This is a genomic window from Achromobacter sp. T5-5, assembly GCF_055397965.1.
This window is the reverse complement of sequence record NZ_AP027919.1, coordinates 36,968-49,264: the sequence shown is the minus strand read 5'-3', so window position 1 is coordinate 49,264 and position 12,297 is coordinate 36,968. Positions and strand designations below refer to the sequence as shown.

The window sequence follows — 12,297 nt, the reverse complement described above, 5'->3', positions numbered from 1 at the left end:
GCTTTACGCGGACGGGCCATAGTCCGCACGCGCCGCCTCGGCGCTGATCTTGCCGTCCGCCAGGTCCTGTTCCACGCGCGCCCGCGGCCGCGCTGACGGCGCGCCGTAGCCGCCACCGCCTGGCGTCTCGATCCGCACGCTTTCGCCGGGCTCCAGCGCAATGTTCGCGGTCTTGGAGAACAGCTCCTGCGCCCGGGGTGTGCCGAAGTTGCGGATCAGGCGCGCGCGACGCCCGTCGCCGCCCCCGTCCACGCCGGCCGCCACGCCCACCGTATGGCTGTCCGACCGCGCCGAAAACACGATGCCCGGTCCCACCGCGCGGATCTGCTTGGCGATCGCCATGCCGCCGCGTGTGCGGCCCGCGCCGCCCGAGTCCTGGATCATCGCGTACTCGTCCATCAGCAACGGATACTCGTTCTCCAGCGCCTCCACCGGCAGGTTGGACGTGTTGGTCATGTGCACGTGCACGGCGTCCATGCCGTCCGCGTCGAAGCGCGCGCCCGCGCCGCCGCCCAGCGTTTCCAGGTACACGAAATGCCCGGCGCGCTCGCGCCAGCGGCCCGAAAACACGATGGCGGGGCAGCAGTCATTGCTGGACGCCATGGTCCGTTCCGGCGGCAGCAGGCCGCGGAACGCGCCAAAAATCGCGCCCGCCACCTTCTGCGCGGTGATCGATCGCGCGCCCACTGCGGCCGGGTGCTCGGGATTGGTGATGGTGCCCACCGGGGCCGACAGGGTGATGGGATCGAACAGCCCCGCGTTGGGCGCCAGGTCCGGGTCCAGCAGCGCCTTCACGGCGTAGTACACGCAGGCGCGCAGCGCGTTGATCGGCAGGTTCATGGCGCCGCGCGCCTGCTTGCCCGACCCCGCGAAATCGAAGTGCAGGTTGTCCGCGCTGACGGTAAGCGTGACCTGGATCGGCACCGGGTCGCCGCCCATGCCGTCGTCGTCCAGGTCGCTGCGGAAGGTATAGCTGCCGGCCCGCAGCTCGGCGATGCGGTTCAGCAGGCGGCGCCGCGTGTACGCGATCACGTCGTCCACCGAGCGCAGCACCGCGTCCAGCCCCATCTGCCGTATCAGCCCCTGCACTGCGGCCGCGCCGCGGCGGTTGGTGGCCATCTGCACGCGCAGGTCGAGCACGCGCTCTTCCGGGTCGCGGGTGTTGGCGCAGATGAGCCGCAGCAGGTCTTCGTCGGTTTCGCCCGCGCGGGCGATGCGGCAGGCCGGGATGCGGATGCCTTCCTCGAAGATCGACTTCAGGCCGCCGGCGATCGAGCCGGGCACGGCGCCGCCCACGTCGGAGTGGTGCGCGATATTGGCCGCGAAAAAGCGCAGCACGCCGTCCCAGAACACCGGCGTGACGATGTTGATGTCGGGCAGGTGGCTGCCGTCGGCCAGGTAGGGATCGTTGCAGATGAACACGTCGCCGTCGCGGATGCCGCCGACCGGGAACGTACGCAGGATGGCGCGCATGGCGCCGTCCAGCGAGCCCAGGTGCAGCGGAATCTGCGTGCCCTGGGCGACAAGCCGTCCAGCCGCGTCGAAGAGCGCCACCGAGCAGTCCTTGCGCTCTTTGATGTTGGTCGAGAATGACGCGCGCACCAGGGTGTTGTTCATGTCCTCGGTAATGGACAGCAGGCGGTTGCAGAACACCTCCATGCCGATCGGGTCGGCCAGGGTGGGCGCCGCGTCCTGCTCGCCGGATAGGATGGGATCAGGCTGGGTCATGCGAGCCTCCTTGCAGGCGGATGATCAGGTTGCCGTATTCGTCGACGCTGGCCGCGTGGCCCACGCCCACCACTGTGGTGGAGCTCATTTCCTCGAGCAGCGCCGGCCCCGTGAAGCGCGCGCCGGTGGGTACGCGATCGCGGTCGTAGACGGGGGTGTCGAGCCAGCCATGGGCCGGGCCGAAATACGCCTTGCGCCGGCCCAGCGCCGCGTCCTGCAGCGTGCCGCCCACGTGGCGCGGCGCGAGCGGCGCCTTGACCACCTGGCCCACGGCCTGCATGCGGCAGTTGATGATCTGGACCTTGCGGTCGTCCACCGTGTAGCCGTACTCGCGCTCGTGGGCCTGCGCAAATGCCCGCGCGAATGCCTCATAGCCGCCCTCGCCGGTGTCGGCCAGGCTGACCTGCACCTCGAAGTTTTGGCCCTCGTAGCGCGCATCGATCGCGCTCTGGCACACGCGCAGCGCCGGGTCGACCCGCTCGGCCGCCAGCCAGTCCTGCGCCTGCTTGCGCAGGCCCTCGAAAATGGCCGTGATGGCGGGCCAGGTGTCCGCGCCGGCCAGCGCGATCTCGCTCTGCACGAAGTCGAACGAGATGTCGCTCAGCAGGATGCCGCGCGCGCACATCGTGCCGGGCTCCTGCGGCACGATGACGACGGGAATGCCGCATTCCTCGGCCACTTCCACGGCGTGCAGCGGACCCGCACCGCCGTAGGCGTAAAGCGCAAAGCGCGACAGGTCGTAGCCGCGCTCGGTCGATACCGCGCGGATCGCGCGGCTCATGTTGGCCGCCGCGATGCGCAGAATGCCTTCGGCGGCCGCTTCCATGTCCAGGCCCAGCGGTTCGGCAACGCGGCTGCGGATGACTTCGCGCGCCGCGTCTGCGTACACCGGCATGCGGCCGTTCAGAAGCGCCACGGGATTGAGCCGCTGCAGCGCGATCTCGGCATCGGTGATGGTGGGCTCCTGCCCGCCACGGCCGTATCCCACGGGCCCGGGCACCGCGCCCGCGCTGTGCGGCCCCACCTTGAGCGCGCCGGCGTCGTCCAGCCAGGCGATGCTGCCGCCGCCCGCGCCGATGACATGGATGTCGACCATCGGCGTCTTGACCGGGTAGCCGGCGACATGGCGGTGCGAGGTGAAGAGCGGGCGGCCTTCGCACACCAGCGATACGTCGGTGCTGGTGCCGCCGACGTCGAACGTCACCAGGTTCAGGCTGCCGATGGCGCGTCCCACCGCGGCCGCGCCGACCACGCCGGCGGCGGGGCCGGACAGGCAGGTGCGGACGGGATACTGGCGCACGGTGGCAATCGACATCAGGCCGCCATTCGAATGGATGGTGTGCGGCTCGTGGCCGATGTCCAGCTCGCGCACGCGCTGCAGGAAGCGCTCCAGGTAGCGCGCCATCTTCGGCCCCACCGCGGCGTTGAGCACGGTGGTGGACAGGCGTTCGTATTCGCGGAATTCGGGCAGGACTTCGGAGGACTGGCTGATGTAGGCGCCCGGCATTTCCTCGGCCACGATCCGCGCCGCGATGCGTTCGTGCGCGGGGTTGCGGTAGGCATGCAGGAAGCAGATCGTGACGGCCTCGATGCCGGCCTGCGCAAAGCGCCGCGCGGCGTCCCGCACCTGCGCTTCATCCAGCGCGGTCAGCACCTCGCCCGCGGCGTTCACGCGTTCGTCGACTTCGGCGCGGAATTCGCGCGGCACGGCCACGGGAGGCTTGCCGACGCTGTAGTCGTAGAGGTGCGGGCGCGTCTGGCGGCCGATCTCCAGCACGTCGCGAAAGCCGCGCGTGGTGATCAGGCCGACGCGCGCGCCCTTGCGTTCGATGATGAGGTTGGTCGCCACGGTGGTGCCGTGGCCGACGTGCGACACCTGCGAGGGCGCGACGCCGTGGTCCGCCAGCATCTGCCCGATGCCGGTGGCGATGGCCTCGGAGGGATCGTGCGGCGTGGAAGGCACTTTGTGAAAGTGCACCTCGCCGGCGTCCTCGTCGATCATCGTGAAATCGGTAAACGTGCCTCCGACGTCTATCCCTATGCGATACATATCGTTTGTTCCCGGAAAGAAGGGTCTTGCATTGCCGCGCACGCCCGCCGCGCGGCAACAGGACTCCCGGCCGCCGCGCGCGCGGGCGGGCCCGATGCCGTAGGGCCTGCCCACGGCCGCGCGCGGTGGCGGGAGGGTCAGTCCAGATGGATGCCGGCCTTTTTCACGACCTGGCACCACTTGCTGATTTCGTCTTTGATCATCGTGCCGAACGCCTGTCCGGACACGTCCGAGACCTGGGCGCCCTGCTGTTCCAGATAGGTCTTCATGGCGGGCGCGTGCAGGGTCTGCACCAGGCTGTCGGTCAGCTTGGCGCGGACCGCCTCGGGCATGTTGGCGGGGGCCAGCATGCCGAACCACACCATGGCCTCGTAGCCCGGATAGCCCGATTCGGCGACGGTGGGCACGTCCGGCAGCATGGGCGAGCGCTGCGGCGAGGTCACGGCCAGCGCCTTGATCTTGCCGTCCTTGATGTACGGATTCGACGTCATCACCACGTCCATCATCATGTTGACCTGTCCGCCGACCAGGTCGATGAGCGCGGGACCCGAGCCCCGGTAGGGCACGTGCACCATGGACACGCCGGCGGTGGACTTGAAGAGTTCGGCCGCGAGGTGGTTGGAAGTGCCCTGGCCGTTGGATGCGAAGGAGTATTTTTCGGGCTGTTTTTTCAGCAGGGCCACGAATTCCTGCAGGTTGCTCGCCGGCACGGACGGGTTGACCGACATGACGTTGGGGATGGTGGCCACCACCGTCAACGGCGTGAAGTCCTTGACGGCGTCGTAGGGCAGCTTGGAATAGACGCACGGCGCGCTGCCGTGCGTGCTGACCGATCCCATCAGGATGGTGTAGCCGTCGGCGGGCTGGCGCGCCACGAATTCGGTGCCGACGGTGCCGCCCGCGCCGGGCCGGTTTTCAACGATGACGTTGGCGCCCAGGCGCTGGCCCAATCCTTCGGCGATCTTGCGCGCCACCAGGTCGGTGGAGCCGCCGGCCGCGAACGGCACGACGATGCGGATCACTTTGTCCGGCCAGGCGGCGCTGGCCGATCCGGCTGCCGCAAAGAGCGCGACGCCGGCGGCGATGCGACGGCAACTGCGTAGTAGCCCTGTTTTCATGGCTTGGTTTCCCCTTGTTGATAGAACTTCCTTGTGGCCGGATCATGCGTGTCCAACCTTGGTTCGCTGCAACAACGAGGTCATGCTAGGCCTGCCTCGGCGATGACAGCAGTCCTACAGGTTTATATTGGTATAGATGCCATTTATGGGCGTGCGGCGATGAAGAATCCGGACCTGAATCTGCTCCTGCATTTCGATGCGCTGATGGCGTGCCGCAATGTCTCGCGCGCGGCGGAGGCGCTGAACATCAGCCAACCCGCGATGAGCGCGGCGATGAACCGGCTGCGCGGGTTGTTCGGCGATCCGCTGCTGGTGCGCGAAGGCGGGGCGTGGCAGCCCACGCTGCGCGCGCTGGAGCTGCACCAGCAGTTCAAGCCGCTGCTTGAAGGCTGGCATCGCGCGACCCGCACACGCGAGGCGTTCGATCCGGCGCATTCGTCGCGCACGCTGTCGCTCTATGCCACCGATTATGTGCAGTACACGCTGCTGCCCAAGCTGATTCCGCGGCTGGCGGTGGACGCGCCGCATTTCCAGCTGCAGATCGTGCCGGCGCGGCCGCAACACGGGCTGAGCATGCTGGACACGAATCACGTGGAGCTGATCGCGGGCTATTTTCCCGATCCGGCGCCGGACCTGCGCACGCGCTTTCTGTACCAGGAGCCGGCGGTGTGTATCGTGCGCGAAGGGCATCCGTGCCTGCGCAAGCGCTGGAATCTGGATGCCTATCTGCGTTACGGGCATTTGGACCTGGCCGCGCACACGCGCTACTTCAGCACGGCGATCGACCGCATTCTGATGGGGCAGAACCGCAGCCGCAAGATCGTGGCGACGCTGTCGAGCTATCTGGTGTGTCCGTTCATCGTGGAGGGCTCGGACCTGATCGCGACGATGCCGGTGAGCATCGCGAAAGCGATGTCGGGCAGCGCGCGCATCGTGACACAGAAGGTGCCGTTGGCGCTGCCGCCGATCGCGGTGTCGCTGTACTGGCATGAACGCTACCAGGACGATCCCGCGCACGCCTGGCTGCGGCAGTATCTGGCCGGCGTGCTGGGATAGCGGGCGGGTTGGCTGATTTGCGCTGCCGGGTGGTCGCTCGCTACTTGAGCGGCAGGCAGATGCGGGTCTGCAGCTGGGCCGGCGGGGTGGTGCGCGGGTCGTTCAGGTATTGCTCGAACATGGGAAAGTCGGCGGGGGCCTGGCCGCTGGCGGGCAGCCATTCCGAGAAGAGCCAGTCGTAGGGCTTTTTCATTTCGTTGTAGGGGCCGGTGTAGGTGAGGATGGCGCAGCGGCCGGCGGGGATTTCGAAGCGTTCGAGCTCCTGGCCGAGGTCGGCGTCGGGCGCGACGGGCATGCCGGCCAGGGACCGCAGCTGGCTTTCCGGGACCTGCTCGGGATCGTCGAAATAGATGCCGAAGCCGGTGGTGTCGGGTGTGGCGATGCCTCGGCCGATGGCGAGCATGAAGGCTCTTGAGAAGACGGGGCCGATGTCCTGGTAGCTGCCGCGATGCGTCAGGACGGCGAGGGTGGCTCCGGGGAAGTTTTCGATGACGACAGGGTACATGGCTGACTCCTTGGTGGTGGAAGGTTGGGAGCGGGCGGCGCGATACCGGCCTGGCGAGATGCCGAACACTGCGCCGAAAGCCCGGTTGAACGCGGCGTCGGATTCATAGCCGGCGCGTTGCGCAACGTCCCTTAGTGCCGTCTGCGTGCCGGCCAGGGCCACGGCCGCGCGATGCATGCGGATGCGCTGGACGGTGGCGTTGACCGTTTCTCCCATCATGGCGCGGTAGACGCGATGGAAGTGGTACGGCGACAGGCAGGCCAGGTCGGCGAGCCGGTGCAGGTCGGGATCGGCGTCGGGGTTGGCGGCGAGCCAGCGCAGGACCGGGTCCAGGCGTTGGGCGTAGAGGGATCGCGTTGCGGGCTTCATGCTTGCTCCTTGGAGGGCAATGTAGCTTTTGTCTGTTTGCAGATTTTGCGGTTTTTGTTGGGTGTTTGGGTGGGGTTTTTCTTGGCTTGGGGGATTGGGTTCTTTAGGCGCACGGCGCGGCGGCGGCCTCGGGGCGCGGGGCTACGATTGCGGTCCGGAGCCTTCGCTCCGGACTGCCCCTTCGTCAACCTCGTACGCCTTCGGCTCCCTTCGGTTTCCCTCGGGCGCATCTACACGCCCCGCGCCCCGAGGCCGCCGCCGCGCCGTGCTCTGGTGGTCCGGGTTTCTGCATTGCTGGGGCGGGCGGGGTGCTTGGCGTTTTTGCAGGCGGTGGGGGAAGGGGGAAGGTCTTGCGGGGGCCGCTTCACGGCGGCCGCGCGGGCGGCCTGGTGAAGCTTACGCGGTGTCTTGCGTCTGGCGATGACGCTTCGCGCTTGCGGGGGTGTCAGTAGCCGCGTTGCGCGTCGTAGATGTTGGGGAGGGGTTCTCCGCGCTCATTGGCTGCGATCAGCAGGGCCGTGTGGCGGGCGCGCTCCTTGCGGTCGGGAATCGCGGCGCAGTGGGGGGTGATGGTGATGCGGGGGTGCGTCCACAGTGGGGAGTCTTTGTGCAGCGGTTCCTGCTCGAAGACGTCCAGGACGGCTTGGTCCAGGTGGCCGCTGTCCAGCGCGTCCAGGATGTCCTGCGTGACCATGTGCGAACCGCGGCCGGCGTTGATGAGGCTGGCGCCCTTGGGCAGTTGGGACAGCGTGGCGCGGTTGAGGATGCCGCGGGTGGCGTCGGTGGCGGGGAGCAGACACACGAGGAGATCGGTGCCGGCGAGAAAGTCGCCGAACTGTTCCTGGCCCGCGTACGAGGGCATGCCCGGCAACGTGCTGGCGCCGCGGGACCAGCCGCTGACGGGAAAGCCGACGCGCGACAGCAGTTGGGCTGATGCGACGCCCAGGTGCCCCAGGCCCATGATGCCGACGCGCACGTCGGCGGCAACGCGCAGGGAGTCGAAGGTTTCCCAGTGGCTGCGCGACTGGTTGTCGACGATGGTCTTGACGTTGCGCGTGATCATGAGGGCGCTGGTCAGCACGAACTCCGCCATTTCCGTCTGCGTGCGGGCGGTGACCATGCGCGCGATGGGCAGGTGCCGGGGCAGCGCGGGGTCGGCGAGGATGTGATCAACGCCGGCGCCGGCGCTGATGATGAGCTTGAGGTTCTGGAAGGTGGCCAGGCGGCCTGCGTCGGGCGCCCAGACGAGGGCGTAGTCGATGCTGGCGGGGTCGGCGTCTTCGTGCCAGCCCACGACCTCCAGTTCCGGCGCAAAGGCGCGGAACTGCGCGCGCCATTCGTCGATCGCGTGGGGGCCGCCGGAGTTGATGATGAGCCGCATGCGGGTCCTTGCAAGGGTGCGGGCGCGTTCGCCCTGGCGGTGACGCGGACGGCGCGCCTGCGGGTTGTCCACAGGCGCGCCGTCCGCGCGGTCGTCAACGTTCGACCGTGCGGTTCCAGCGGGCGTTGAAGGCCGGCCGGGCCGCGTTGATCTGGTCCCAATCCAGGATCTTGGCGTTCGCCATGTAGCCTTGGAAACGCTTGAGGGTGTCGGCGTTGTTGGCGGGCGCCTGGACGTTCTTGTTGGACGGGAAGTGTCCGCCCATTTCCAGGGCCTTGGCCTGGGCCTTGGCGGACAGCAGGTACAGCGCGAGTTTCTGCGCCAGCTCCGGCTCGCTGTTCTTGGCGATGACGCATTCGCCGACCATCAGGATGACGGAGCCTTCCTTGGGCTGGGCGTATTCCACGGGGATGTCGCGCTTTTTGAGGCGCGCGATGGCGGTGGGCGTGAGCGGGAAGATCGCGGCTTCGTCGGACTGGATCATTTCCGCCAGCTTGGCGGAGTTGGGAATGTATTCCAGCACGTTGGGGCCGATGGTGGAGGGCCACTTCTTGAAGCCGGGATCGTAGTTCTGGTCGTTGCCGCCTTCGATGCGGTTGAACATCAGGAAGCCGTGCAGGCCGAAGGTGCTGCCCGACGCGGACTGGAACACGACCTTGCCCTTGTACTTGGGGTCGGCCAGGTCCAGCCACGAGGTGGGCGGCGCCCAGCCGTTCTTCTGGAAGAGGCGCGTGTTGTAGCCCAGGCCGGTCATGCCGATGTCGATGCCCGCGGCCATGCGGTCTTTCATCAGGGCGGTGGGGTACAGCTCTTTGAGGACGGGGTCGTCATTGAGCTGCGCGCACAGGCCCATGGAGATCGCGCGGGCCATGATGCCGTCGTCCAGGAACATGACGTGCATCTGCGGGTTGTCCTTGTAGGCCTGCGCCTTGGCCAGCACGTCGGTCGAGGTGCCGGGCACCACGACGATCTTCACGTTGTTGGCCTTTTCGAAGTCCGGGAACACGTGCTGCGTGAAGGCGCGTTCCATGTCGCCGCCGTTCATGCCGACGTACAGCGTCTTCTGTTGCGCCATGGCCCCGGCAGACAGCAATGCCAGCACCGCCGCGCCCAACAGCCGCTTCCCCTTGGTCAGGCGCAGCGCGCCCTGTTTCTTATGCATCATGGTGACTCCAGCGTTTGCTCACGAACACTCTCAGGCCGGTCTGCGGCGCCGTGAGCGGCGGACGCGTACCGTTCAATGCGGAAGGCATCGATAGGAATGGAGGATCGGCCGTGCACCACCAGCTCGGACAGCACTTCGCCCACGGCGGGGCCGATCTGAAAGCCCGCGCCGGACAGGCCGAAGGCATGGAAGAGACCCGGCACGGTGGCGCTCGGGCCCAGTACGGGATTGTGGTCGGGCATGTTGCCTTCGACGCCGGTCCAGAAGCGGATGACCTGGGCGCCGCGCAGCGCCGGCAGCAGCTTGGCGGCGTTGGCCATCAGCGCGCCCAGATTGGCGCGCCCCGGGCGGGCGTAGTCGGGGTCCACCGAGACCCCGCGGCCGCCGCCGATGACGCAGTTGCCGCGCGCGACCTGGCGCGCATAGATGCCGCCGCCCTGCATGCCCAGGCTCACGTCCATGAATACCGGCAGGGGCTCGGTCACCATCATCAAGGGATGGATGGCGGTCTCCGGGACGGCTTCGCCAAAGCTTTCGGCGAAGCGCCCGGCCCAGGCCCCCGCGCAATTGAGCAGGAAGCGCGAGCGCACTTCGAGCGCGTCGCCGGCCCGCACGATGAAGCGCGAACCGTCGTGCACGGCCGAGGTGACGCGCACGCCTTCGCGCACGTCGGCGCCCAGCGCGCGGGCCGCGCGCGCGAAGGCCGGCGATACGAGGCGCGGATTGGCGTGACCGTCTTCGGGACAGAAAGACCCGCCCACCACGTCCTGCCCCAGCCAGCCGAAGCGCCGCGCCAGCGCGCGGCGGTCCAGGAGTTCAAGGTCCATTCCGAAGCCGCGCGTACTGTCGCGATACGCGTGCAGCAGCGCCAGGTCCGATTCGGAGCAGGCCAGCTTGAGGTGGCCGGAGCGCACGTACTCGCCGTCGCTGCCGATCAGTTCGGGCAGCTTGCCCCACAGTTCGTGGGCGCGCCGCGCCAGCGGCATCTGTTCCAGTCCGCGGCCCTGGCGGCGCACGCCGCCGTAGTTCACGCCGCTGGCCTTGGCGCCGCACAGCGCCGCCTCCAGCAGCACCACGGGCACGCCCTGGCGCCGCAGGAAGAGCGCGGCGCTGCCACCGACGATGCCGCCGCCGATGATGGTCACTTCGGTGTCGATGCGCTGCATCATGCCGCCTTCTTCCCGGGTCGTTCCAGGCACACCACGCTGACGGGGATGGGCTTGACCGGCGGCTGGTTGCGCAGGCGGCCGACCGCCTGCGGCGCGCAGCCCGCGGCATGCGCCAGGACCTCGGCCCCCGCGACGCCGCACATGCGGCCCTGGCAACGGCCCATGCCCACGCGCGTCAGCGCCTTCAGGCGGTTCACTTCGCGCACGCCGTTCTCCCGCAGGGCCTGGCGGATGGTGCCGGCGGTGACTTCCTCGCAACGGCAGACGACCGTGTCGTCGGCGATGGCCGCGGCCCAGTCCTGCGGAAACGGGAAGGCGCGTTCCAGCGCGTCGCGCACGCGGCCGTTCGCCGCAAGGCGAGTTTCCAGCGTTCGCGCGCGCCGAACGTCGTGCGGATGCCCCGTGTCTTCCAGCAGCGCAAGGGCCGCGCGTTCGCCCGCGAGTTCGGCCGCGTCGGCGCCGCCGATGGCCGCGCCGTCGCCGGCCACATAGACGCCGGCCACGCTGCTGCGGCCGGCGGCGTCGCGGCGCGGCACCCAGTTGCGGTCGCGCTCGTCGTAGGCGAATTCGCAGCCGACCAGGCTGGCGAGTTGCGTTTCGGATCGCAGCGACAGGCCGAAGCCGACCGCGTCGCATTCCACCGTATGCGTGCGACCGCCCTGGCGATACGCAAGGCCCGAGACGCGGTCCTTGCCTGTCACCGCGACAGGGCGCACGCCGCTGCGCAGCGGCACGCCGTGCGCGCGCAGCCATGCCATGTAGTAGAGGCCCTTGGCCAGCAGCCCGGGCGCGCACAGCATGCCCGGCAGCGCGGCCGCGCGGTCGGCAAGGCGCGACGTGTCCAGCACCGCCGCGACCTTCGCGCCTGCCTTGGCGTACTGGTAGGCCACCAGATAAAGAAGCGGTCCGGTGCCCATGAACGCGACGCGCTCACCGATGGCGCATCCCTGGTGCTTGAGCGCGACCTGCGATCCGCCCAGCGTGTAGACGCCCGGCGTCAGCCAGCCGGGAAACGGCAGCACGCGGTCGGTGGCGCCGGTGGCAAGAATCAGGTGGGTATAGGGCACCGCGGTGCTGACCCCATCGCGCAGCACGTCCAGCGTCTTGCCTTCGGCGTTCCACACCAGGCACCCGGGGCGGTATTCCACCTGGGTCTGCAGCGCGTCAATGACCCGGTGCACGGCGTCGGCCTTGCGGTGCTCGAATCCGTAGAGCGCGGATTTGGGCCGTTTGAAGCCGGGCGGCGGCTGCCGGTAGATCTGGCCGCCGGGCCGCAGCCCTTCGTCCAGGATCACGGGGCGCAGGCCCTGCGCGGCCAGCGTCTGGGCCGCGCGGATACCGGCCGGGCCGGCGCCGACGATCACAGGCATCACGATGCTCATGGCGCGTCGTCCTCGGGCCAGGCCGCGACCGACAGGGCGCCGGGCGCCGAGGCGGGCGCCGCCGCCACGCTTTGCAGCCGCATGCCGGGTTCGATGTAGGTGGAGCAGGCGCGCACGCGCTCGCCGTCCTCGCGCTGCACCCAGCAGTCCTGGCAGGCGCCCATCATGCAGAAGCCCGCGCGCGGGCCGCCCCCGAATTCCGACACGCGCAGGCGCTCGGCCTGGGTCAGCACGGCGGTCAGCACCGTGTCGCCGGCCAGCGCCGTGCAGGCCTGTCCGTCGAAGGTGAACGTCAAGGCGGGGCGGCCGGTTTCGGCCAGGCGTTTCAGGATTGCCATGTTGCCCGCCTCTCCTTTGCGGCTGTCGGCAGCGAC

10 protein-coding genes are annotated in these 12,297 nt (G+C 68.8%); 1 reads left to right on the top strand and 9 read right to left on the bottom strand.

Annotated features, from left to right (window positions below; genetic code table 11):
* Positions 1 to 3: 3 nt before the first annotated feature.
* The 3 genes from ACZ50Q_RS00225 to ACZ50Q_RS00215 all read right to left on the bottom strand — a co-directional run bounded on the left by ACZ50Q_RS00225 (position 4) and on the right by ACZ50Q_RS00215 (position 4,896).
* Positions 4 to 1,728, bottom strand: a complete 1,725-nt coding sequence (locus tag ACZ50Q_RS00225) for a hydantoinase B/oxoprolinase family protein (RefSeq protein ID WP_464080166.1) — start codon at positions 1,726 to 1,728, stop codon at positions 4 to 6.
* Complete coding sequence (locus ACZ50Q_RS00220) at positions 1,715 to 3,778, bottom strand: hydantoinase/oxoprolinase family protein (protein ID WP_464080165.1); 2,064 nt, start codon at positions 3,776 to 3,778, stop codon at positions 1,715 to 1,717. The genes ACZ50Q_RS00225 and ACZ50Q_RS00220 overlap by 14 nt, the downstream gene beginning before the upstream one ends.
* Before the next feature lie 137 nt (positions 3,779 to 3,915).
* Complete coding sequence (locus ACZ50Q_RS00215) at positions 3,916 to 4,896, bottom strand: Bug family tripartite tricarboxylate transporter substrate binding protein (protein ID WP_464080164.1); 981 nt, start codon at positions 4,894 to 4,896, stop codon at positions 3,916 to 3,918.
* A 159-nt stretch (positions 4,897 to 5,055) separates the two neighbouring features.
* Here ACZ50Q_RS00215 and ACZ50Q_RS00210 point away from each other — a divergent pair, with 159 nt between their 5' ends.
* Positions 5,056 to 5,952, top strand: a complete 897-nt coding sequence (locus ACZ50Q_RS00210; protein ID WP_464080163.1) for a LysR family transcriptional regulator — start codon at positions 5,056 to 5,058, stop codon at positions 5,950 to 5,952.
* A gap of 40 nt (positions 5,953 to 5,992) precedes the next feature.
* Here the strand turns inward: ACZ50Q_RS00210 and ACZ50Q_RS00205 are convergent, their stop codons facing one another.
* The 6 genes from ACZ50Q_RS00205 to ACZ50Q_RS00180 all read right to left on the bottom strand — a co-directional run bounded on the left by ACZ50Q_RS00205 (position 5,993) and on the right by ACZ50Q_RS00180 (position 12,261).
* Positions 5,993 to 6,826, bottom strand: coding sequence for an AraC family transcriptional regulator (locus tag ACZ50Q_RS00205; RefSeq protein WP_464080162.1), 834 nt, complete (start codon positions 6,824 to 6,826; stop codon positions 5,993 to 5,995).
* A gap of 445 nt (positions 6,827 to 7,271) precedes the next feature.
* On the bottom strand, positions 7,272 to 8,207 hold the full coding sequence (locus tag ACZ50Q_RS00200; RefSeq protein ID WP_464082051.1) for a 2-hydroxyacid dehydrogenase: 936 nt from the start codon (positions 8,205 to 8,207) through the stop codon (positions 7,272 to 7,274).
* A 94-nt stretch (positions 8,208 to 8,301) separates the two neighbouring features.
* Positions 8,302 to 9,372: an ABC transporter substrate-binding protein gene (locus ACZ50Q_RS00195; RefSeq protein WP_175493095.1), complete on the bottom strand. Its 1,071-nt coding sequence runs from the start codon at positions 9,370 to 9,372 to the stop codon at positions 8,302 to 8,304.
* Positions 9,369 to 10,541, bottom strand: coding sequence for an NAD(P)/FAD-dependent oxidoreductase (locus ACZ50Q_RS00190; protein WP_092577180.1), 1,173 nt, complete (start codon positions 10,539 to 10,541; stop codon positions 9,369 to 9,371). The genes ACZ50Q_RS00195 and ACZ50Q_RS00190 overlap by 4 nt, the downstream gene beginning before the upstream one ends.
* Positions 10,538 to 11,923, bottom strand: coding sequence for an FAD/NAD(P)-dependent oxidoreductase (locus ACZ50Q_RS00185; RefSeq protein ID WP_464080161.1), 1,386 nt, complete (start codon positions 11,921 to 11,923; stop codon positions 10,538 to 10,540). Before ACZ50Q_RS00185 ends, ACZ50Q_RS00190 begins: the two co-directional genes overlap by 4 nt.
* Positions 11,920 to 12,261, bottom strand: a complete 342-nt coding sequence (locus ACZ50Q_RS00180) for a (2Fe-2S)-binding protein (protein ID WP_464080160.1) — start codon at positions 12,259 to 12,261, stop codon at positions 11,920 to 11,922. The genes ACZ50Q_RS00185 and ACZ50Q_RS00180 overlap by 4 nt, the downstream gene beginning before the upstream one ends.
* Between the last annotated feature and the right edge of the window lie 36 nt (positions 12,262 to 12,297).

Excerpts from the sequence above, each read along its gene's own strand:
- ACZ50Q_RS00190 (WP_092577180.1), bottom strand. The coding sequence starts at position 10,541 with ATGATGCAGCGCATCGACACCGAAGTGACCATCATCGGCGGCGGCATC.
- ACZ50Q_RS00185 (WP_464080161.1), bottom strand. The coding sequence starts at position 11,923 with ATGAGCATCGTGATGCCTGTGATCGTCGGCGCCGGCCCGGCCGGTATC.
- ACZ50Q_RS00215 (WP_464080164.1), bottom strand. The coding sequence starts at position 4,896 with ATGAAAACAGGGCTACTACGCAGTTGCCGTCGCATCGCCGCCGGCGTC.
- ACZ50Q_RS00195 (WP_175493095.1), bottom strand. The coding sequence starts at position 9,372 with ATGATGCATAAGAAACAGGGCGCGCTGCGCCTGACCAAGGGGAAGCGG.
- ACZ50Q_RS00205 (WP_464080162.1), bottom strand. The coding sequence starts at position 6,826 with ATGAAGCCCGCAACGCGATCCCTCTACGCCCAACGCCTGGACCCGGTC.
- ACZ50Q_RS00225 (WP_464080166.1), bottom strand. The coding sequence starts at position 1,728 with ATGACCCAGCCTGATCCCATCCTATCCGGCGAGCAGGACGCGGCGCCC.
- ACZ50Q_RS00220 (WP_464080165.1), bottom strand. The coding sequence starts at position 3,778 with ATGTATCGCATAGGGATAGACGTCGGAGGCACGTTTACCGATTTCACG.
- ACZ50Q_RS00180 (WP_464080160.1), bottom strand. The coding sequence starts at position 12,261 with ATGGCAATCCTGAAACGCCTGGCCGAAACCGGCCGCCCCGCCTTGACG.
- ACZ50Q_RS00210 (WP_464080163.1), top strand. The coding sequence starts at position 5,056 with ATGAAGAATCCGGACCTGAATCTGCTCCTGCATTTCGATGCGCTGATG.
- ACZ50Q_RS00200 (WP_464082051.1), bottom strand. The coding sequence starts at position 8,207 with ATGCGGCTCATCATCAACTCCGGCGGCCCCCACGCGATCGACGAATGG.